Source organism: Roseovarius sp. MBR-154 (assembly GCF_053628595.1).
Window position 1 is genome coordinate 1 of record NZ_JBRJGR010000023.1, and the last position, 20,017, is coordinate 20,017.

Consider the following 20,017-nt stretch of genomic DNA (forward strand, 5'->3'; position numbering starts at 1 on the left):
TGACGTATTCCACGGCCCACAAGGAGTTCGCGATAGAGAGGACAGCATGGAACGGAAAATATACGCCCCCAGAGTCTGACGGCCCATTGGGTCATCATAGACCTTGCCGCTAATGAGACCACGGCGCGTGCGCAACCTTATCGAGGCCACGGCCCGCGAGCCGATCAACAGGCCGGATACATATGAGCGATTTCCGAAATCGTGCCAAATTCTCGATTGCGAACAGCAGCCGACACATACATGTGGGCCGAAACGGCGGGCATCACTTGGAAAAATCAGTATCCGCTGAACGGGTCACTTTTTCTCGCGCGCTGCTTTTTCTTCTTTGGTCAATTTGTTGTTCCACGAATTATTGCTCAAACCCAACTCGCGTGGAAGAGGCTTGGTTTTCCCGATGCTGACCTTGCCGCCGTTGTTCAGGAATTCCTGAATAAGCGCATCATCCGTGGTTTCTTTGGGGACTTTTTTTCATGAGCACATGACCACCCCAATCACGCGCACTTGTGTCACGCCTCATCTGGTGAAAGATCGCCTGGGTCGCTCATCGTTCGGAAGAACCAGCAGAGCTGCATCAACACCTATCGAATTAGTTGCGCTGGCGGCGTGGATGCATGCACTTGCAAGAATGCCGCAAGAGGTTTGTGGGGTGTTTGTCATTTTTTCCGTTCTTCGGGGGCGGTGTCATTTAATCGGCACGCGTGTCCGCAAGCCGTGCCTCCTCGAAGGGATCGAACCCCTCCGATGGCGGTCGATCGGGGACCTTTCGCGGTCGAGATTTGGATGGGCCGGCCTTTCTGGTTGCATACCGCGTCTTGTAGGTCGGCACGGGAAGGCCCGCGGCCCAGTCGTTCACCTGGGCTCGCCGCCACAGTTTCGGCTTTTCTCGAAATCGCAGGCGCTCAGCAAAGCTCGCATCCGGCTTCTTCTGACCCGCGCGCTGAGCTGTGCGTCTGGCCCCTTTCAGAATGCCCGCGAGATCCTCTGTCGTCATATGCGGCAGCTTCAATTCCGGCCACAGACGCGGCGCCGGTGGTGCGAGCCCTTCTGCGGCCCAGATGGAATGCCATGGATAGCGTTCTCCGATGCGACGCACGCCAAGGCGAGTTGCAAGCTCCCGCGTGGCCCTCAGCGAGGGCATGCGCCAGTAGTTGCGGAGTTCCTCCAGCGTCGCGGAGCCGGGGCCTTGTTGGTTTGTGGTCATGGTGCACCCTCCTTTCGAGAAGGAAGTCGGTGCATGCGCCGCTGCACGGAAATCGGTCCCTTGAACCGATCGGGGGGTGGCGACGACAGAGGCCCGCAGAGATTTTCGTGCAGGAAGGGTGGAATTTCCGTTTTACAATGACTTGGTTCGTTCTGCACGTGTTCGGTGTCTGTCTGGCAGCCTATTGAAAGCGCATCTGATTGATTTACATAGGAATCACCCAATTTACGTAGAAGCCTGCATTTTCCTCTCTTGCATACCCTCTGCGGCGAGTCATCGAACTATGACTTGCGCAAGCCGGTCGCACGCGCGACAAACCCGCATGACCGCGCCCCCTCTCTCCGACATCAATCGCAGCTTTCTGCGCATCGGCCTTTTGTCCTTTGGTGGACCGGCGGCTCAAATCTCTATGATGCACGCCGAACTGGTCGAGCGGCGCGGCTGGCTGGATGAACGTCAATTCCTGGGAGCGCTGTCGTTCTGCATGCTGCTGCCGGGTCCTGAGGCGATGCAGCTGGCCACCTATGCAGGTTGGCGGCTGCGGGGCGTGTCGGGCGGGCTGATTGCGGGACTGCTCTTCGTGGTGCCGGGCGCGCTGGTGATCCTGACGCTTGGCCTTGGTTATGCGTTTTATGGTGGCGTGCCGCTGGTGCAGGCGCTGTTTTTCGGGGTCAAGGCGGCGGTTGTGGCGATTGTGTTGCAGGCGCTTTTGAACCTCGCCCGCAAATCGCTGAAGGAGCGGGCAAGCTGGGTGCTGGCGGGGCTGGCCTTCGTGGCGATGTTCGTGTTGTCGGTGCCGTTTCCCGTCATCATCGCGGCGGCGGCGCTCTGGGGGTATCTGAGGGCGCGGGACGAGGCAGAGACAGCCATCCCCCCGCCCGCCGTGCCGTTGCGCGGCACGCTGGTCACCGTGGCCACATGGGGCACGCTCTGGGCTGCGCCGGTGCTGGTGGCGTGGGCAGCGGGGGCCACGTTCCTGACCGATCTGGCGCTCTTTTTCAGCAAGCTGGCGGTGGTAACCTTCGGCGGCGCCTATGCGGTGCTGGCCTACATGACCGAAACGGTGGTGGCGACCAAGGGCTGGCTGAGCACGGCGCAGATGATCGACGCGCTCGGGTTAGCCGAGACCACGCCGGGGCCGCTGATCCTGGTGACCGAGTTCGTGGGCCTTCTGGCGGGCTATGCGCAGGGCGGGGTGGGGATGGCCGTGCTTGCGGCGCTGCTGACGCTCTGGGTCACCTTCACCCCCTGTTTTCTATGGATATTCACCGGCGGGCCCTATATCGAGCAAATCCTCGCCCGGCCCAGGCTCAAGGGGGCCCTGGCCGGTATTTCGGCGGCCGTGGTCGGCGTGATCCTCAACCTCTCGGTGTGGTTCGCGCTGCATGTGCTCTTCGAGCGCGTGCGCGACACCGCCTTCGGCCCGGTGCCGGTCTGGGGGACATTCAGCCCGCTCAGCCTTGTCTTCGTGCTGCTGGCGGCGGTGCTTTTGCTGGGCGTGCGGCTGTCGATGGTCTGGGTCCTGACGATCCTTGCGGTGCTCGCAGGGGCGTGGCATCAATTGATCTGAGAGGCACATTGCAGGTCTTTTGTTTTGCCTCGAATCCCCTATGCTGAATGCCAGAACTGATCTGAGGTAAAGAATGTCGCGCTCGATCGATTACGGAAACCTGATGCATCGCGCCATGCGTGGCCTCATTCAGGAGGTTCTGACCGACGTGCAGATGAACGGGTTGCCCGGCGCGCATCACTTCTTCATCACCTTCGACACCACCCATCCCAAGGCCGAACTCGCCGATTGGTTGCGCGATCGCTACCCGTCCGAGATGACAGTGGTCATGCAGCATTGGTATGATGGGCTTGAGGTGACCGATGAGGGGTTTGGCGTCACGCTCAATTTTGGTGATGCGCCGGAACGGCTCTATGTGCCCTATGACGCGATCCAGACCTTTGTCGATCCGTCGGTCGAATTCGGCCTGCGCTTCGAGACACAGGAGGTCGAGCACGACGATGATGACTCCGATGACGAGGATCTGGAGGCCGAGCAGGACGCACCGACCAAGGCGGATGTGGTCAGTCTCGACAGCTTTCGGAAATAGGGCAGGGTGCCCGCTGCGCCCATTGGTATTCAATTGTATACAGTATTGATCTTTTGCCCGGCTTCGCTATGAACGGGGCAAACCGTCAAGGAGATCTCGCGATGACCGCCACCCGCACCGAATCCGACAGTTTCGGCCCTCTCGAAGTGCCCGCCGACAAGTACTGGGGCGCGCAGACGCAGCGCTCGATCATGAATTTCCCGATCGGCTGGGAAAAGCAGCCCATTGCCATCGTGCGGGCTCTGGGCGTGATCAAGAAGGCCTGCGCGCAGGCCAACAAGGCGAGCGGAAAGCTCGACGCGCGGCTGGCGGATGCGATCATTCAGGCGGCGGGCGAGGTGATCGAGGGCAAGTTCGACGATAATTTCCCGCTGGTCGTCTGGCAGACCGGCTCTGGCACGCAGTCCAACATGAATTCCAACGAGGTGATCGCCAATCGCGCCATCGAGATCCTCGGCGGCGAGATCGGCTCCAAGGACCCGGTGCATCCCAACGACCATTGCAACATGGGACAGTCCTCGAACGATACCTTCCCCACGGCGATGCATATCGCCACCGCGATGAGCGTGCGCGATGTGCTGCTGCCGGGACTGGACAAGCTGGCGTCGGGACTGGAGGCGAAAGCGGATGAGTTCAAGGACATCATCAAGATCGGCCGCACCCATACGCAGGACGCCACGCCGCTGACGCTTGGGCAGGAGTTTTCGGGCTACGCGCATCAGGTCCGGCAGGGGATCGCGCGGGTGCAGGCCTGCATGCCCGGCATTTACGAGCTGGCGCAGGGTGGCACCGCCGTGGGCACCGGCCTTAACACCGCGCCGGGCTGGGGCGAGACGGTCGCGGCCAACATGGCCGAGATCACCGGCTTGCCGTTTGTCACAGCCCCCAACAAGTTCGAGGCGCTCGCGGCGCATGACGCGATGGTGTTCCTGTCCGGGGCGCTCGCGACGGTGGCGGGCTCTTGCTACAAGATCGCCAACGATATCCGCTTTCTGGGGAGCGGGCCGCGCTCGGGCCTCGGCGAATTGATCCTGCCCGAAAACGAGCCGGGCAGCAGCATCATGCCCGGCAAGGTCAACCCGACGCAGGCCGAGGCGCTGACACAGGTTGCGGCGCATGTGATGGGCAATGACACGGCGATCAAGTTTGCCGGGTCGCAGGGGCATTTCGAGTTGAATGTCTACAACCCGATGATGGCCTATAACCTGTTGCAATCCATACAGCTTCTGGGCGATGCGACCGACAGTTTTACCGAGCGGATGCTGATGGGCATCGAAGCCAATGAGCCGCGCATTGAAAAGCTGATGACGGAAAGCCTGATGCTGGTGACGGCGCTCGCGCCCACCATTGGCTATGACAATGCCACCAAGGTCGCCAAGACCGCGCACAAGAACGGCACCACGCTGAAGGAGGAGGCGATCGCGCTCGGTTTTGTGGATGCGGAGACCTTTGACCGCGTGGTGCGACCAAAAGACATGATCGGCCCGAGATGAGCGACAGGCCGGTCAATCTGAACCGGGCGCGCAAGCAAAAGGCGCGGGCTGCCGACAAGGCCCGCGCCGACGAGAATTCGGCGCGTTTCGGGCGAACCAAGGCGCAGAAGACCCTTGAAGAGACGCAGGCCGAAAAGGCGCGCCGCATCCTCGACCTGCACCGCCGCGAGGATGACTGATGCGGGTTTCTTCTGGCCATAAATATCCTGGGCGAATCGCCGCGTGCGGCGATGGGGGCAGCGCCCCCTTCCAGGGCCAGCCATGAGCGCGCGCCCGGTCAAGCATTCGCTGACGCTGCGCGGTCACCGCACCAGCGTCTCGCTCGAGGAAGAGTTCTGGCGCGCCTTTCAAGAGATCGCGACCGAGGAGGGCATCGCGCTCAATGCTCTGGCCGCCCGGATTGACGCGGAGCGCGGCATTGAGGCGGGTCTTGCCTCGGCGATCCGGGTGCATGTCCTGCGCCACTATCGCGCGAAGCACTCCGGTTGATCTTCGCCTCGGACGCGCGAATTCGGGTCGTTTTCAATTGTCAGCCCCTCCCGATGTGTCGCTTTTCACACCCAATCCTCCGCTGACCGGTTGTGTTTTCACAACTGGGCTTGTTACCCTAAGGGGGCGAATGGGATCGGGGGCCTTCACCTGAAGACGGCCTGGGAAAGGGTGCTTTCCGGTTCTGAATGCTGAAAATGCCAGCGCGCCGCCCGCGCCCGCGCCCGTCCGAAAAGGGGCGGCCGGGTCAGGTGCGGAGCGACATGGCAAAGGGACAAGGGAGGGCCGCAATGGCCGATGAAACAGCGAACCAGGGTATCCCCGCGCCCACGGGCGACTCGGATATCATCGAGACCGATTACGAGATCGGTCAGGACAATATCACGACGAGGATCGGGCCCTTCGGTCTCGACATTCACAACCCGGTCTTCATGATTTCGGGCCTCGCCGTTGTGGCCTTCGTGTTCTACACGCTGGCCCTGCCGGATCAGGCGGCGAGTGTTTTTGACTGGCTCTTTTCGGCGGTGACCAAGGGCTTTGACTGGTTCTTCCTCGGGGCCGCGAATATCTTCGTAATCTTCTGCCTGCTGCTGATCGTGACGCCCTATGGCTCGGTCCGGCTGGGCGGAACGGAGGCCACGCCGGATTACAGCTATGTCGGCTGGTTCGCGATGCTCTTTGCCGCAGGCATGGGGATCGGGCTGCTGTTCTTCGGGGTGTCGGAACCGATGAGCCACTTCTCCTCCTCGCTCGGTGGCACCTCGATGGAAGAGGGCGCGCGCACCGACTGGGCACCGCTTGGTGCGGCGGCAGGTGACGAGGCGGCGGCACAGCGACTTGGCATGGCGGCGACGATCTTTCACTGGGGTCTGCACCCTTGGGCGATCTATGCCGTTGTGGCGCTTGCGCTTGCGCTGTTTTCCTACAACAAGGGTCTGCCGCTGACGCTGCGGTCTGCCTTCTACCCGCTTTTGGGCGAGCGTGTCTGGGGCTGGTGGGGCCATATCATCGACACGCTGGCGGTTTTTGCCACTCTGTTCGGTCTGGCCACGTCTCTCGGCTTTGGTGCAGAGCAGACGGCCTCAGGCCTGACGTTCCTCTTCGGATCGGGTGACGCGGCAGAGGGCACGCGCTCGTTTCTTGGCATCACCTATGGCAACAGCGACGAGTCGGGCGTGGCTAACAACCCGCTTCTGCTGGTGATCCTGATTTCCGCGATCACCGCTATCGCGCTGGTCTCGGTCGTGCGTGGCCTTGACGGTGGCGTCAAGGTGCTCTCGGAGATCAACATGGGGCTGGCCGCGATCCTGCTCTTGTTCGTGTTCCTTGTCGGCGGGCCGATCTTCCTGCTGACGCTGTTTTTCGACAGCATCTGGGCCTATCTCCAGAACCTCTTTGCGCTGAGCAACCCGTTCGGACGTGAAGACACCAACTTCATGCAGGGCTGGACGTCGTTCTACTGGGCCTGGTGGATTTCCTGGTCGCCCTTCGTCGGCATGTTCATTGCGCGGGTCAGCCGCGGCCGTACGGTGCGCGAGTTCATCACTTGCGTGCTGATCATCCCGACGCTGGTCTGTGTGCTCTGGATGACCGTCTTTGGCGGCACGGCGCTTAATCAGGTGGTCGCCGATGGCTATACCGGGGCGCAGGATGCGGCGCTTGAGCTCAAGCTGTTCCAGATGCTTGCGGAACTGCCGCTGTCGACGATCACCTCGGTGATCGGGATCATTCTGGTTGTCGTGTTCTTCGTCACCTCGTCGGACTCGGGCAGTCTTGTGATCGACACGATCACGGCGGGCGGCAAGGTCGACGCGCCGGTTTCGCAACGGGTGTTCTGGTGCATCTTCGAGGGCGCGGTCGCGGTCGTGCTCCTGATCGGCGGTGGTCTTGCGGCGCTGCAATCGGCGGTGATCTCGACCGGTCTGCCGTTCACGCTGGTGCTCTTGGTGATGTGCTACGCGATCTGGAAGGGGCTGGCGTCCGAGAAACGCTGATCCCGGCCTGACCTGGACCAATGAGAGGCCCCCCGGGTGTTGCACCCCGGGGGGCTTTGCTGTTTGGTAAGGCAAAAATCAGGACGGGGGACACGGGGTCGTGATACTGGACAATGAATTCGTGCGCGCGCAATTTCCGGCATTTTCCGAGCCGTCGCTTGCGGGCCAGGCGTTTTTCGAGAATGCGGGCGGGTCTTATACCTGCGCGCCGGTGATTGCCCGGCTGGAGCGCTATTACCGGCAGCGCAAGGTGCAGCCTTATGGCCCTTACGATGCCAGCCGTCTCGCGGGCGAGGAGATGGATGAGGCGCGCCAGAGGCTGGCGGCGATGATGGGGGTGGCCACCGACGAGGTCAGCTTTGGCCCCTCGACCACGCAGAACACCTATGTTCTGGCGCAGGCGTTCCGGCAATGGATGCAGCCGGGCGATGCGATCATCGTGACCAATCAGGATCACGAGGCCAATTCGGGGCCGTGGCGGCGGCTGGCCGATGAGGGATTCGACATCCGCGAGTGGCGGATCGACCCGGACACCGGCCTGCTCGATCCGGCTGATCTGGAGAACCTGCTGGATGAGCGGGTGCGGCTGGTGTGTTTTCCGCATTGCTCCAACGTGGTGGGCGCGATCAATCCGGTGGTCGAGATCACCGCGCTTGCCCATGCGGCGGGGGCGTTTGTCTGCGTGGATGGCGTGAGTTACGCACCGCACGGCCTGCCGGACGTGGGCGGCATGGGCCCCGATATCTATCTCTTCTCGGCCTACAAGACCTACGGCCCGCATCAGGGCATCATGGTGATGCGCCGCGAGTTGGGCAGCCTGCTGCCCAATCAGGCGCATTACTTCAACGCCGATACGCTCTACAAGCGCTTTACCCCCGCCGGACCCGATCACGCGCAGGTCGCGGCGAGCGCGGGCATGGCCGATTACATCGACGCGCTTGCCGCGCATCACGGGATCGACGGCGCGGCGGGTGCACGCAATGCGGGGGTGCATGACCTGATGCGCGCGCATGAAACGGCGCTGTTGCAGCCGCTGCTCGATTATCTCAAGGACCGCAATTCCATGCGGCTGATCGGGCCAACCGATGCCGGGGCCAAGGCCCCGACCGTGGCTGTCGCGCTCAACCGTCCGGGGGCCGAGGCAGCGGCGGATCTGGCCGCGCATGGCATTATGGCGGGGGGCGGCGATTTTTACGCGGTGCGGCCGTTGCAGGCCATGGGCGTGGATACGGAAAAGGGCGTGCTGCGGCTCAGCTTTGTGCATTACACGTCACGCGCGGAGGTGGACAAGCTTTTGACCGCGCTCGACGATATTCTTTGATCCGTCCCCGGCGGCCTTGCGTAGGACACTGAAAGAGCAGGGCGGGGCATGACCGAGATACCACCGAGCATCGTATGGCTGCGCCGTGATCTGCGGTTGAGCGACAATCCTGCCTTGGCGGCAGCCTGCGCGGGTGGCGGGCCTGTCATTGCCGTGTTCATTCACGATGACAGTGTCGCGCTGTTGGGTGCCGCGCCGAAATGGCGGCTTGGCCTGTCGCTTGGTGACCTCTCGGACTCGCTGGCGGCAAAGGGCAGCCGTTTGATCTTGCGCAGCGGGGACCCGTGCGATGTGCTCTTCGACCTGACCAAGGAGACGGGTGCGCGGGCGGTGCATTGGTCCCGGCTCTACGACCCGGAGGCGATTGCCCGCGACAGTGCGATAAAATCCGCGCTGAAAGTGCGTGGCATCAAGACCGAGAGGCACAACGCGCATCTGCTGTTCGAGCCCTGGACGGTCGAGACGCAACAGGGCGGGTTCTACAAGGTCTATACCCCGTTCTGGCGTGCGGTGAAGAACCGCAATGTGCCGGCCCCCGAGAGCACGCCATCGCACATGCCTGCGCCCGAGGCTTGGCCCGAAAGCGAGCGTCTGGAAGATTGGAACCTTGCGGCCGCGATGCAGCGCGGGGCCGAGGTTTGCCTGCCGCATCAATGCGTGGGCGAGGCGGCGGCGCAGGGGCGGCTTGGGGGCTTCGTCGGCGGGACCATTGCCGATTACGCCACCGCCCGCGATCTGCCCGCCAAGCCCGGCACTTCGGGCCTGTCCGAGAACCTGACCTATGGCGAAGTATCCGCGCGCCAGTGCTGGCATGCCGGGCGGCGTGCGCTGCACGAGGGGGCACATGGGGCCGAGACGTGGCTCAAGGAGCTCGTGTGGCGCGAGTTCGCCTATCACTTGATCTATCACACGCCCCGCATCGCGTCCGGCAACTGGCGCGAGGAATGGGATGCGTTTCCGTGGAACGAGGATGCCGACAGGCCCGAGGTGATCGCCTGGAAACAGGGCCGCACCGGCGTGCCCTTTGTCGATGCCGCGATGCGCGAGATGTATGTGACCGGCACCATGCACAACCGCGCCCGGATGATCGTGGCCTCCTACCTGACCAAGCATTTGATGACCCATTGGAAGATCGGCCTTGAGTGGTTCGCCGATTGCCTGATCGACTGGGACCCGGCTTCGAATGCCATGGGGTGGCAATGGGCGGCGGGCTGCGGGCCGGATGCAGCGCCATATTTCCGCGTCTTCAATCCGGAAACGCAACTGCATAAGTTCGATCCTGAGGGCGCGTACATCCGTCGCTGGATCGCGGAAGGCACGCGCAGCCCGAGCGAGACGGCGCTGACCTATTTCGATGCGGTCCCGCGTGCGTGGGGTCTCTCGCCGCAGGATCGCTATCCGGCCCCGGTGGTGGGTCTGAAAGAGGGGCGTGAACGCGCGCTCGCCGCATATGAAGCACGAGGGTTCTGAATGTTCATCGCCGCAGTTGAAAAATCTTGCCCACGCGGGACCGATGCCAATAGCCTTGACGATGAGAAACGAGGAAATGATCGAATGATCCTGACCGACGCCGCCGGCCAGACCGACCTGCCGCGCTATTTCGCCCGCTCTTTTGCCGTGGCCCGCCAGATCAGTGCCGGACGGCTCGATATCGTGTTGCCCGATGGCCGGGTCTTTCGCGCTGAAGGGCCGCGCCCCGGCCCGGTGGCGGTGCTGGAGATCCACGACCCTGAGGTCTTTGCCCGGTTGGTGCGCGAGGGCTATCTTGGGTTCTGCGAGGCCTATCTCGATGGTGACTGGTCGACGCCGGACCTGCAATCCTTCATGGACCTGCTGAACGAGGATGACGGCATTTACAACGGCTATCCGGGCCAGAGGATCGCGCAGTTCTATGAGCGTGTCCGGTTCTGGTTCAAGCGCAATTCCAAAGCACAGGCGCGGCGCAACATCAGCTATCACTACGATCTGGGCAATGATTTCTACCGGCTGTGGCTGGATGACACGATGACCTATTCCAGCGCCATCTTCGACGAGGGGCGCAACAGTCTGGCGCAGGCGCAGATCGCGAAATATGCCAGCATGGTCGATCGGATGGGCGTGAAACCGGGCGATCACGTGCTGGAGATCGGCTGTGGCTGGGGCGGGTTCGCGGAATATGCGGCGGGAGAGCGCGGGCTGCGCGTGACCGGCCTCACGATCAGCGAGGAACAATTGAAATACGCGCGCGAGCGGATTGCGCGGGCCGGGCTGTCGGACAAGGTGACGCTCAAGTTGCAGGATTACCGTGACGAGCGCGGCACCTATGACGGCATCGCCAGCATCGAGATGTTCGAGGCCGTGGGCGAGCGGTATTGGCCGGTGTTCTTCGAGAGCTTGCGCGACCGGCTCAGCCCCGGGGCGCAGGCCACCTTGCAGATCATCACCGTCGAGGACGGTCGCTGGGACAGCTACCGCAATGACGTGGATTTCATCCAGAAATACATCTTTCCGGGGGGCATGCTGCCCAGCCCGACCGTCCTGCGACAGCAGATCGAGCGCGCCGGGCTGACGATTTCTGGCTCAATCGAGTTCGGCGAGAGCTATAGCCAGACGCTGCGGCGCTGGCACCAGAGCTTCAACGAGAAATGGGGCGAGATTGCCGATATGGGCTTTGACGACCGTTTCCGCCGGATGTGGAATTTCTATCTCACCTCTTGCGCGGGCGCGTTCAAAGGGGGTAGTTGCGATGTGACCCAGATCACCATCTCAAGGCCCGCATAGATGCCTGTAACCGATAGTATGCCCACGATGGGTAAGCTCGCCGCCGCCATCGGGCTTGGCATCGTGGGCTGGGTGGGCTCTGACCTGTTTCGCCCTCTCATGCCGGATGACACGAATTTCGGCTGGTTCAACTACGTCAATGCCGGGCTGGGCCTGCTCTGTGGATGGCGCGTCACCGGTCGACGTCTCGGATATGGTTATGCGCAGAGCTTCAGCGCGGGGCTGACGGGCGTGGCCGCCCTGGTGTTCTGGGCGGTGTTTCTCCAGAGCCTGAACGAGATGCTCAAGCGCGCGCTTGACAATCGCTATGATGGCGCGGTCGAGGGGATCACCTCGATGTTCGAACTGGCGGCGGAATATGTTCTGACCATGCTCGACGGCACGCTGATCGGCGCACTTATGACGGGCGGCATTCTGGTGGGCGTGATCGCAGAATGGGTGGCGCGGCGTTGGTCGTGACGATTCCGCTTTTCCTCTATGGGCCAATGGCGGAGCGCAGCTTTCTCACGGCGGCGCTCGGGGCGGCGAGTCTGGACCGTGCGCCTGGGGCCACTCTGACCGACCATGAACTGAGCGCGGAGGTGGTGGCGTTGCCGATGCCCGGGCTGGTCGGCGGGCTTGGCTCCGTCGAGGGGCGACTGCTATACGCTGCGTCGGATGTGGGGACATTGCTTTTTGTCGGTGAGGTGCTTGGGCTTGGCCCGCTCTGCGAGGTCACCGTGCAGGTGGCAGGGCAGGTCAGGGCGGCATGCGCTTTTGCAGGCTGCCCCGGCCCGCTGGCCTGGCAGGCCGGGTGCTGGTCCGAGCCGTCGCAGGTGACACTCTGCGCGGCGGCGCGTGAGATTGTCGAGGACATGCCCCATCGCTCCGTCGCCGATCTGGGCGGGACCCGAGCGATGATCCTGTCGCGCGCGGCCGCGCAATCAGCGGCACGCGCGGCCGCGCCGACGGATCTGCGTAGCCAGAGCTCGCGCGCCGAGGTCGAGGACAGGCACGTCGAGACGCTGCATGCCGGGTTCTTCCGCACGCGCCGCTACCACCTCAGCCACCCGCGCTTTGACGGCACGCAAAGCCCCGTCTTGCAGCGCGAGGTGTTTGTCGCCACCGATGCCGCGCTGGTTCTGCCCTATGACCCGCTGCGCGACCGTATTCTGCTTGTCGAGCAGTTCCGTATGGGCCCCTACGGCCGGGGCGACCCGAAACCCTGGATGCTGGAGCCGGTTGCGGGCCGCATCGACGCGGGCGAGACGCCGGAAGAGACCGCGTTTCGCGAATGCCGTGAGGAGGCGGGGCTGGATCTGCGCGGGCTGGAGAAGATTTCGACGCATTACTGCACACCGGGCTATTCGACGGAGCTGTTTCACCTCTTTCTGGGCCTGTGCGATCTGCCAGACGCCACGCCCGGCCGGGGCGGGCTGGAGACCGAGAACGAGGATATCCGCACCCATGTCATCGGGTTTGACCGGGCCGTCGCGCTCTTGCATAGCGGCGAGGCCAATAATGGCCCGCTCGTGCTGAGCCTCATCTGGCTGGAGCGGGAACGCGCACGGTTGCGTGCATCGGCTTGAGTTCCGGCTGGTGAAGCCCTAAACCCAGGGAAACGTCGAGCACAGGAGCAACGGGAATGCGCATTGCACAGGATCTGGCCGCCGCCGTGGGGCACACCCCCCTTCTCAGGCTGCGCCGCGCGAGTGAGGAGACGGGCTGCGAGATCCTCGGAAAATGCGAGTTTCTGAACCCCGGTCAATCCGTCAAGGACCGTGCCGCACTCTTCATTATCCGCGACGCGATCGCGCGCGGCGAGTTGGAGCCGGGCGGCACCATCGTCGAGGGCACGGCGGGCAATACCGGCATCGGGCTGGCCCTTGTGGGCGCGTCCCTCGGCTTCAAGACGGTGATCGTCATCCCCGAGACACAGAGCCAGGAAAAGAAGGACATGCTGCGCCTGGCGGGTGCGGACCTCGTGCAAGTGCCGGCCGCCCCTTATTCAAATCCAAATAATTTTGTCCGTTATTCCGAGCGTTTGGCAAAAGAACTTGCCAAAACCGAACCGCACGGCGCGATCTGGGCCAATCAGTTTGACAATGTGGCGAACCGCCAAGCACATGTCGAGACCACCGGTCCCGAGATCTGGGAGCAGACCGGCGGCAAGGTGGACGGGTTTGTCTGTGCCGTGGGCTCGGGCGGGACACTTGCGGGTGTCGGCATGGCGTTGCAGCCCAAGAGGGTGAAAGTGGGCATCGCCGATCCGATGGGGGCCAAGCTCTATTCGTACTACACGACAGGCGAGTTGGAGAGCGAGGGGTCCTCGATCGCGGAAGGCATCGGACAGGTGCGCATCACCGCCAACCTCGAGGGTTTCACGCCGGATTTCGCCTGCCAGATCCCAGACGAGGAGGCGCTGCCCATCGTTTTTGACCTGCTCGAGCATGAGGGGCTATGCATGGGAGCCTCGACCGGTGTGAATATCGCGGGGGCGATCCGCATGGCGCGCGAGATGGGGCCGGGACACACCATCGTCACCATCCTGTGCGATTATGGCACGCGCTATCAGTCGAAGCTCTTCAATCCCGAATTCCTGCGCGAAAAGGGTCTTCCGACACCGAACTGGCTTGCTCAGGCACCGCGCTCCATTCCAGGAGTCTTCGTGGAGTGACCCGTCTCCTGCGACTGATCTGTCTGGTTCTGTCGCTTGCTTTTGCCGTGGCGGCAACCGTGTCGACAGCGCCCGTTGCGGTGGCCCAGCAAACCCTTGGCGGCCCGGATTACGAGGCGTGGGAATCCCTTGCCACGCGGGTCGAGAACGCGCTTGAAAGCGGTTCAGTGTCAACCCCGGTGCTGGAGGATCTGCGCCAGCAGGTGACCGGTTTTCGCCAGGAATTCGCCGATGCACTGGGCACCAATGCCAACACGATCAAGACCGTTCGAGACCAGTTGCAGGCGCTCGGACCGGTGCCGGAGGAGGGACGCGAGCCCGAGGACATCGCCGCGCAGCGCGAGGAACTCAATCGGCGGCTCACCCGTCTTGAGGCACCGGTGCGCACCGCGGATCTCGCGCGGAGCCGCGCCGACGGGCTGATCCAGGGCATAGACCAGACCATCCGCGACCGGCAGACCGCCGAATTGCTGCGCCTCGGGCCGACGCCAGTCAATCCGCTGCACTGGCCCGCAGCCCTGGGCGAGCTCTACGGCTTTGCCGGGTCGATCCGGACAGAGGTCATGCTCGACTGGCGCAGCCCCGTCGGCCGTTCGGTATTCAACGACAGCCTGCCCGCGGTGGTGGGTTGGCTGCTGCTCGGACTGGTCCTTCTGGCGCGTGGCCGGTACTGGGCCCTGCGCCTGATGCGGCAACTCAGCCAAGACGAGCCGAGTGCCGGCCGCTGGATCAGCACCTTCCTGATTTCGCTGGGTGAATGGTTCCTGCCATATGCAGGCGTTTATGCGCTATTGCGATCCGTAGAGGCGACCGGTCTTACCGGGACGCATGCCGACCTTGTCCTCTCTACTCTGCTGCCTGCGGCCTTCATCTTCCTTCTGGCACGTTGGCTGGCGCAAAGGGTATTCCCCCGACACGAACCGCGCGGCCCGGTGCTCAACCTCGATGACCGCTGTCGCTATTCGGGGCGTCTCTACGGGGCGCTCATGGGGCTGGTATTGGCGGCCTTCTACTTCATTCAGGAGGTGGCCGAAGGGGCGAACTGGAGCGAGCAGGCGACAAATGTCGTTGTCTTCCCGGTGATTGCGCTTACCGGGCTGTTGCTGTGGCGACTCTCCCATCTACTGACGCTGCATGTGCGGGCCTGCGAGGCCGAATCGGACAGCGAAACCGGCTTTCGCGAGCGGATCGCGCGGCTTCTGTCGCGGTTGCTGACCGGGCTTGCGCTGCTGGCCCCGGTGCTGGCGGCAATCGGCTATGTCAAGGCGGCGCAGGCGGTGCTGCTGCCGACGGTGCTGTCGCTGATGCTGCTGGCCTCGCTGCTGATCCTGCAACGCCTTCTGACAGAGCTTTACGTGATGATCACCGGCAATCGCCAGAGGGCGCAGGACTCGCTCCTGCCGGTTCTGGCGGGCTTTGTGCTGATCTTGCTGTCGCTGCCGGTCTTCGCGCTGATCTGGGGCGCGCGCGCGGCGCAATTGGTGGAATTCTGGACCCGCTTCACCGAGGGGGTCAGTCTGGGCGGTACGCGGATCTCTCCCGCGATATTCCTCACTCTCGCGCTGGTCTTCACGCTCGGTTATCTGGCGACCCGGCTGTTGCAGGGGGCGTTGCGCAACACCATCCTGCCCAAGACCAAGCTCGACACCGGCGGGCGCAACGCCATCGTCTCGGGCACGGGCTATGTGGGGATATTCCTGGCAGCGCTGATCGCGATCACCAGCGCCGGGATCGATCTCAGCTCGCTTGCCATTGTCGCCGGTGCGCTCTCGGTCGGGATCGGTTTCGGCTTGCAGAACATCGTGTCAAATTTCGTGGCCGGTATCATTCTGCTGATCGAGCGGCCGATTTCCGAGGGGGACTGGATCGAGGTGGGTGGCCAGCATGGCTATGTGAAATCCATCTCGGTACGCTCCACACGGATCGAGACCTTCGACCGCACCGATGTGATCGTGCCCAATGCCGATTTTGTCAGCGGCACGGTGACCAATTATACAAGGGGTAACACCGTCGGTCGGGTGATCGTGCCTGTGGGCGTGGCCTATGGCACCGAAACGCGTAAGGTCGAGAAAATCCTGCAGGAGATCGCCGAGGATCATCCGATGGTGCTGATGAACCCGCCGCCCAATGTCGTGTTTCGCGGCTTCGGGGCCAGTTCGCTCGATTTCGAGATCAGGGCGATCCTGCGCGATGTGAACTGGGTGATGACGGTGCATTCGGACATGAATCATGAAATCGCGCGCCGGTTCGCCGAGAACGGCATCGAGATTCCCTTTCCACAGCAGGATGTGTGGTTCCGCAATGCGATGCCCGCGGCATTGGCGGGCGAGGCTGGCGCGCCGACGATCCCTTCCGTGGAAGCGGCGCCTCCCAGCACCGCCCGCGTGCAGAAGACCGAAGCGGATTTCGATTCCGATGCGGCGGACGGCGAGGGCGACGGACGATGACCGAACGCCTGTTTCTCAGCGATCCCTATCTGGGCGAGGCCGCGGCGCGCGTGGTTGCGCATTCGCCCGAAGGCGGCGTCGTGCTCGACCGTACGATCTTTTATCCCACCGGGGGCGGTCAGCCGGGCGATAGCGGGCGGCTCGACTGGGGGCGGGGCGATCTGAGCGTGGCGACCAGTGTCAAGGCGGAGGGGACGCAGATCGCGCTTGTCCCCGCAGAGCCACAGACCTTGCCGCCGATAGGAACCGAGCTGCGTCAGGTTCTGGACTGGGAGCGGCGGCACCGGCATATGCGGATGCACACGGCCTTGCATCTATTGTCAGTCGTCATACCGCTGCCGGTCACAGGCGGTGCCATCGGCGAGACCCGGTCGCGGCTGGATTTCGACATGCCCGACACGCCCGAGGACCGCGCCACGCTCGAAGAGCATCTCAACCTGCTGGTTGATCGCGATCTGGCCGTGACCGAAGACTGGATCACCGAGGCTGATCTCGACGCCGATCCTGGGCTGGTCAAGACCCTGTCGGTGCGCCCACCCCGGGGCGCGGGCAGGGTGCGGCTGATCCGGATCGGGCAAGGCGAGCGTGAGGTCGATCTGCAGCCCTGCGGCGGAACTCATGTGGCGCGAACCGGTGAGATTGGTACGCTGCGGCTCGGGAAATTCGAGAAGAAGGGCCGTCAGAACCGACGGGTCTACCTGCATCTGGAGAGGTAGCGAGCGATGCCCTTGACGCTTGCACGGGTGGGCGATCAATTCGAGACAGCCCCGTGGGATGCGACGATCCTGACATGTAAATCGTGGGCGCGGAACCTTTTGTTTGCTTTCGAATGTCGACCGCTTGAGCAGGTGTCACCCGGCCGTAGCGACTACGGGGCCGTCAGGCACCACTCGCGCCGGGCCACGGAGCCGTAAGCGCGGTACGCCCCCCGGTCTTCAAGAGGAAAGAGTTCCTCGGCATGGAGGATTTGGCGGTCATCGTGTCGCGTGTTTTCCTGAAAGCGGCGATAAGCCGTAGACGAAGAAGTCACTGGTGAGAATTTTTATGCCAGGGCCAGCCATTTCAGGATGAAAACCAAACAATCTCACCGTGGGATTGTCGTCAGAAGTTCCGTATAGTCGCGAAAGCATCGAGTTCATCAAAATCCAAAAGGCGGAAAACTTGGCCAGGCTGACGCAGGATCCCCATAAGGAATTGGAGGAAAAGGAAAAGGTTCTCGAAGTTGCCATCGGGCGCGAGGTTCGGGCGTTTCGCAAGAAGCAGAACATCACGGTGGCGGAGTTGTCGGCGCTGACTAACCTGTCCATCGGCATGCTCTCGAAGATCGAGAACGGCAACACCTCGCCGTCGCTGACAACGCTTCAGGCGCTGGCAAATGCCCTGTCGGTTCCGCTGACCGCGTTCTTCAAGCAATACGAGGAACGGCGCGAGGCGGTGCATACCAAGGCCGGTGAGGGCGTCGAAACCGAACGGGCGGGCACGCGGGCCGGGCACCAGTACAAGCTGCTTGGCCATATCGGATCGAACAACAGCGGTGTAATTGTCGAGCCCTACCTGATCGTGCTGAACGACGAATCCGACACGTTTCAGACCTTCCAGCATGACGGGATCGAGACGATCTACATGCTCGAAGGCGTTGTCGGATACCGCCATGGCAGCGAGGCCTACCGGCTCGAGCCGGGGGACACGCTGTTCTTCGATGCCGACGCGCCGCATGGCCCTGAGAAATTGATCAAGTTCCCGATCCGGTATCTGTCGATCATCAGCTACCCGCAGCGCAATTGATCTGGAGTGGTGCCGCTTTTTTAGGCGGACGCGCCGAAGGGTGACGTGAAAAATATTGCCTAAAGGGAAACTTTTTTTACTTTGATTGCGTATCACGCATCGCGATGCTAGCTTTTGTGAGCGGTGCCCCAAGGGGCGGAATCAAGTCATGGAGCAGACACGGATGTGCGGGATTGTCGGGCTTTTTCTCAAGGACCAGGCGCTTCAACCACGGCTTGGGTCGATGTTGACGGACATGCTTATCACAATGACGGATCGTGGTCCCGACAGCGCGGGCATCGCCATCTATGGCGCGGATGATCCATCCGTGTCCAAGCTGACGGTGCAGTCGGACACACCCGATCAGGCCTTCGCCACGCTGGAGGGAGATCTCCGGGCCGCGCTTGGCGGCGATGTGCGCCTGCGCCGCAAGGACACCCATGTGGTTCTCGAAATCCCGCGCGGTCAACTTGCCGAGGCCGCCGCCGCGCTCACCGGGATAACCCCCGATATCCGGGTGATGTCATCGGGCGACACGGTCGAGATTTACAAAGAGGTGGGTCTGCCCACCGAGGTGGCCGAACGCTTCGACCTGCGCGCGATGTCCGGCACGCACGGCATCGGCCATACCCGCATGGCGACCGAGTCGCTGGTGACGACCATGGGCGCACACCCGTTCAACACCGGCGCTGACCAGTGCCTTGTCCATAACGGGTCGCTGTCCAACCACAACCGTCTGCGCCGCAAGCTGCGGCGCGAAGGTATGCAGATTGCAACAGAGAACGATACCGAGGTCGGCGCGGCCTACCTGACATGGCGCATGCAGAACGGGGCGACCCTTGGCGAGGCGCTGGAAGGCTCGCTGACCGATCTCGACGGTTTCTTCACCTTCGTTTTCGGCACCAAGGACGGGTTCGGCGTGGTGCGCGACCCGATTGCCTGCAAACCCGCCGTGATGGCGGAAACCGATCAATACGTGGCCTTCGGCTCCGAATACCGCGCGTTGGTGAACCTGCCGGGCATCGAGCAGGCCCGCGTCTGGGAGCCGGAACCTGCGACCGTCTATTTCTGGAGCCACAACGACACCCCCACCCCAACGGAAAAGGCCGCGTAAGATGCAGATCATCGACATGGCAACCACGCCGCTGCGCGATCTGAACGCGACGCTACAGGCGCAGGCGCAGGCGACCAACCTGACCGCATGGGAGATCGAGAACCCGCGCGGCAGCCACGCGATTGCCGTCGGTCTCGACGCGCCCATCGACGTGACCGTCAAAGGCTCTACCGGTTACTACTGCGCGGGCATGAACAAGCAGGCGACGGTCAATGTCCGGGGCTCTGTCGGGCCGGGCGTGGCCGAGAACATGATGTCGGGCACCGTCGTGATCGACGGCGACGCCTCGCAATATGCCGGGGCCACCGGCCATGGCGGCACGCTCGTCATCAAGGGCAATGCGTCGTCGCGCTGCGGCATATCGATGAAAGGCATCGATATCATCGTGCATGGTAATGTCGGGCATATGTCGGCCTTCATGGCTCAATCTGGCAATCTGGTCGTCTGCGGCGATGCGGGCGATGCGCTGGGCGATTCGATCTATGAGGCCCGGCTCTTCGTGCGCGGATCGGTCAAGTCGCTGGGGGCCGACTGCATCGAGAAGGAGATGCGCCCGGAGCATGTCGCGCTGCTGGCCGATCTTCTGGAACGCGGCGACTGCGATGCGCGGCCCGAAGAGTTCAGGCGCTACGGGTCGGCCCGGCAACTCTATAATTTCAACATCGACAACGCTTATTGA

19 protein-coding genes are annotated in these 20,017 nt (G+C 62.9%); 18 read left to right on the top strand and 1 reads right to left on the bottom strand.

Annotated elements, in window-relative coordinates:
* Positions 1 to 240: 240 nt before the first annotated feature.
* Positions 241 to 474 carry a hypothetical protein gene (locus ACSSV4_RS19230; protein WP_454276718.1) on the top strand — a complete coding sequence of 78 codons (234 nt, stop codon included), beginning with the start codon at positions 241 to 243 and terminating at the stop codon, positions 472 to 474.
* Positions 475 to 685: 211 nt separating this feature from the next.
* On the opposite strand, the gene ACSSV4_RS19235 is transcribed toward ACSSV4_RS19230, so the two are convergent.
* Positions 686 to 1,201 (bottom strand): hypothetical protein, encoded by a 516-nt coding sequence (locus ACSSV4_RS19235; RefSeq protein WP_454276719.1) that lies wholly within the window; start codon positions 1,199 to 1,201, stop codon positions 686 to 688.
* 322 nt (positions 1,202 to 1,523) lie between these two features.
* On the opposite strand from ACSSV4_RS19235, the gene chrA reads away from it, so the two are divergent.
* The 17 genes from chrA (at position 1,524) to ACSSV4_RS19320 (ending at position 20,017) form a co-directional block, all read left to right on the top strand.
* The gene (gene chrA, locus ACSSV4_RS19240; RefSeq protein WP_454276720.1) at positions 1,524 to 2,771 is read left to right on the top strand and encodes a chromate efflux transporter; all 1,248 of its coding nucleotides are present in this window, start codon (positions 1,524 to 1,526) and stop codon (positions 2,769 to 2,771) included.
* A 73-nt stretch (positions 2,772 to 2,844) separates the two neighbouring features.
* Positions 2,845 to 3,300, top strand: a complete 456-nt coding sequence (locus ACSSV4_RS19245; protein ID WP_454276721.1) for an SspB family protein — start codon at positions 2,845 to 2,847, stop codon at positions 3,298 to 3,300.
* Between the two features lie 101 nt (positions 3,301 to 3,401).
* Positions 3,402 to 4,793 (top strand): class II fumarate hydratase, encoded by a 1,392-nt coding sequence (fumC, locus tag ACSSV4_RS19250; protein WP_454276723.1) that lies wholly within the window; start codon positions 3,402 to 3,404, stop codon positions 4,791 to 4,793.
* A complete protein-coding gene (locus ACSSV4_RS19255) occupies positions 4,790 to 4,972 on the top strand; it encodes a DUF4169 family protein (RefSeq protein ID WP_454276724.1) in 183 nt (60 codons plus the stop codon). The genes fumC and ACSSV4_RS19255 overlap by 4 nt, the downstream gene beginning before the upstream one ends.
* An 82-nt stretch (positions 4,973 to 5,054) precedes the next feature.
* The gene (locus ACSSV4_RS19260; RefSeq protein ID WP_454276725.1) at positions 5,055 to 5,282 is read left to right on the top strand and encodes a ribbon-helix-helix domain-containing protein; all 228 of its coding nucleotides are present in this window, start codon (positions 5,055 to 5,057) and stop codon (positions 5,280 to 5,282) included.
* A 290-nt stretch (positions 5,283 to 5,572) separates the two neighbouring features.
* A complete protein-coding gene (locus ACSSV4_RS19265; protein WP_454276727.1) occupies positions 5,573 to 7,276 on the top strand; it encodes a BCCT family transporter in 1,704 nt (567 codons plus the stop codon).
* Between the two features lie 100 nt (positions 7,277 to 7,376).
* On the top strand, positions 7,377 to 8,597 hold the full coding sequence (locus ACSSV4_RS19270) for an aminotransferase class V-fold PLP-dependent enzyme (RefSeq protein ID WP_454276728.1): 1,221 nt from the start codon (positions 7,377 to 7,379) through the stop codon (positions 8,595 to 8,597).
* A 48-nt stretch (positions 8,598 to 8,645) separates the two neighbouring features.
* On the top strand, positions 8,646 to 10,067 hold the full coding sequence (locus ACSSV4_RS19275) for a cryptochrome/photolyase family protein (protein WP_454276729.1): 1,422 nt from the start codon (positions 8,646 to 8,648) through the stop codon (positions 10,065 to 10,067).
* Between the two features lie 84 nt (positions 10,068 to 10,151).
* The gene (locus ACSSV4_RS19280) at positions 10,152 to 11,357 is read left to right on the top strand and encodes a class I SAM-dependent methyltransferase (protein ID WP_454276730.1); all 1,206 of its coding nucleotides are present in this window, start codon (positions 10,152 to 10,154) and stop codon (positions 11,355 to 11,357) included.
* 27 nt (positions 11,358 to 11,384) lie between these two features.
* A complete protein-coding gene (locus ACSSV4_RS19285; RefSeq protein WP_454276731.1) occupies positions 11,385 to 11,816 on the top strand; it encodes a TrgA family protein in 432 nt (143 codons plus the stop codon).
* Positions 11,813 to 12,925: an NUDIX domain-containing protein gene (locus ACSSV4_RS19290; protein ID WP_454276732.1), complete on the top strand. Its 1,113-nt coding sequence runs from the start codon at positions 11,813 to 11,815 to the stop codon at positions 12,923 to 12,925. The genes ACSSV4_RS19285 and ACSSV4_RS19290 overlap by 4 nt, the downstream gene beginning before the upstream one ends.
* A gap of 56 nt (positions 12,926 to 12,981) precedes the next feature.
* Positions 12,982 to 14,013, top strand: a complete 1,032-nt coding sequence (locus ACSSV4_RS19295; RefSeq protein ID WP_454276733.1) for a cysteine synthase A — start codon at positions 12,982 to 12,984, stop codon at positions 14,011 to 14,013.
* The gene (locus ACSSV4_RS19300; protein WP_454276734.1) at positions 14,010 to 16,460 is read left to right on the top strand and encodes a DUF3772 domain-containing protein; all 2,451 of its coding nucleotides are present in this window, start codon (positions 14,010 to 14,012) and stop codon (positions 16,458 to 16,460) included. Before ACSSV4_RS19295 ends, ACSSV4_RS19300 begins: the two co-directional genes overlap by 4 nt.
* On the top strand, positions 16,457 to 17,176 hold the full coding sequence (locus tag ACSSV4_RS19305) for an alanyl-tRNA editing protein (protein WP_454276735.1): 720 nt from the start codon (positions 16,457 to 16,459) through the stop codon (positions 17,174 to 17,176). The genes ACSSV4_RS19300 and ACSSV4_RS19305 overlap by 4 nt, the downstream gene beginning before the upstream one ends.
* Before the next feature lie 445 nt (positions 17,177 to 17,621).
* Positions 17,622 to 18,245, top strand: a complete 624-nt coding sequence (locus tag ACSSV4_RS19310; protein WP_454276736.1) for a helix-turn-helix domain-containing protein — start codon at positions 17,622 to 17,624, stop codon at positions 18,243 to 18,245.
* A 163-nt stretch (positions 18,246 to 18,408) separates the two neighbouring features.
* Positions 18,409 to 19,338: a class II glutamine amidotransferase gene (locus ACSSV4_RS19315; RefSeq protein ID WP_454276770.1), complete on the top strand. Its 930-nt coding sequence runs from the start codon at positions 18,409 to 18,411 to the stop codon at positions 19,336 to 19,338.
* A 1-nt stretch (position 19,339) separates the two neighbouring features.
* Complete coding sequence (locus ACSSV4_RS19320) at positions 19,340 to 20,017, top strand: GltB/FmdC/FwdC-like GXGXG domain-containing protein (RefSeq protein ID WP_454276737.1); 678 nt, start codon at positions 19,340 to 19,342, stop codon at positions 20,015 to 20,017.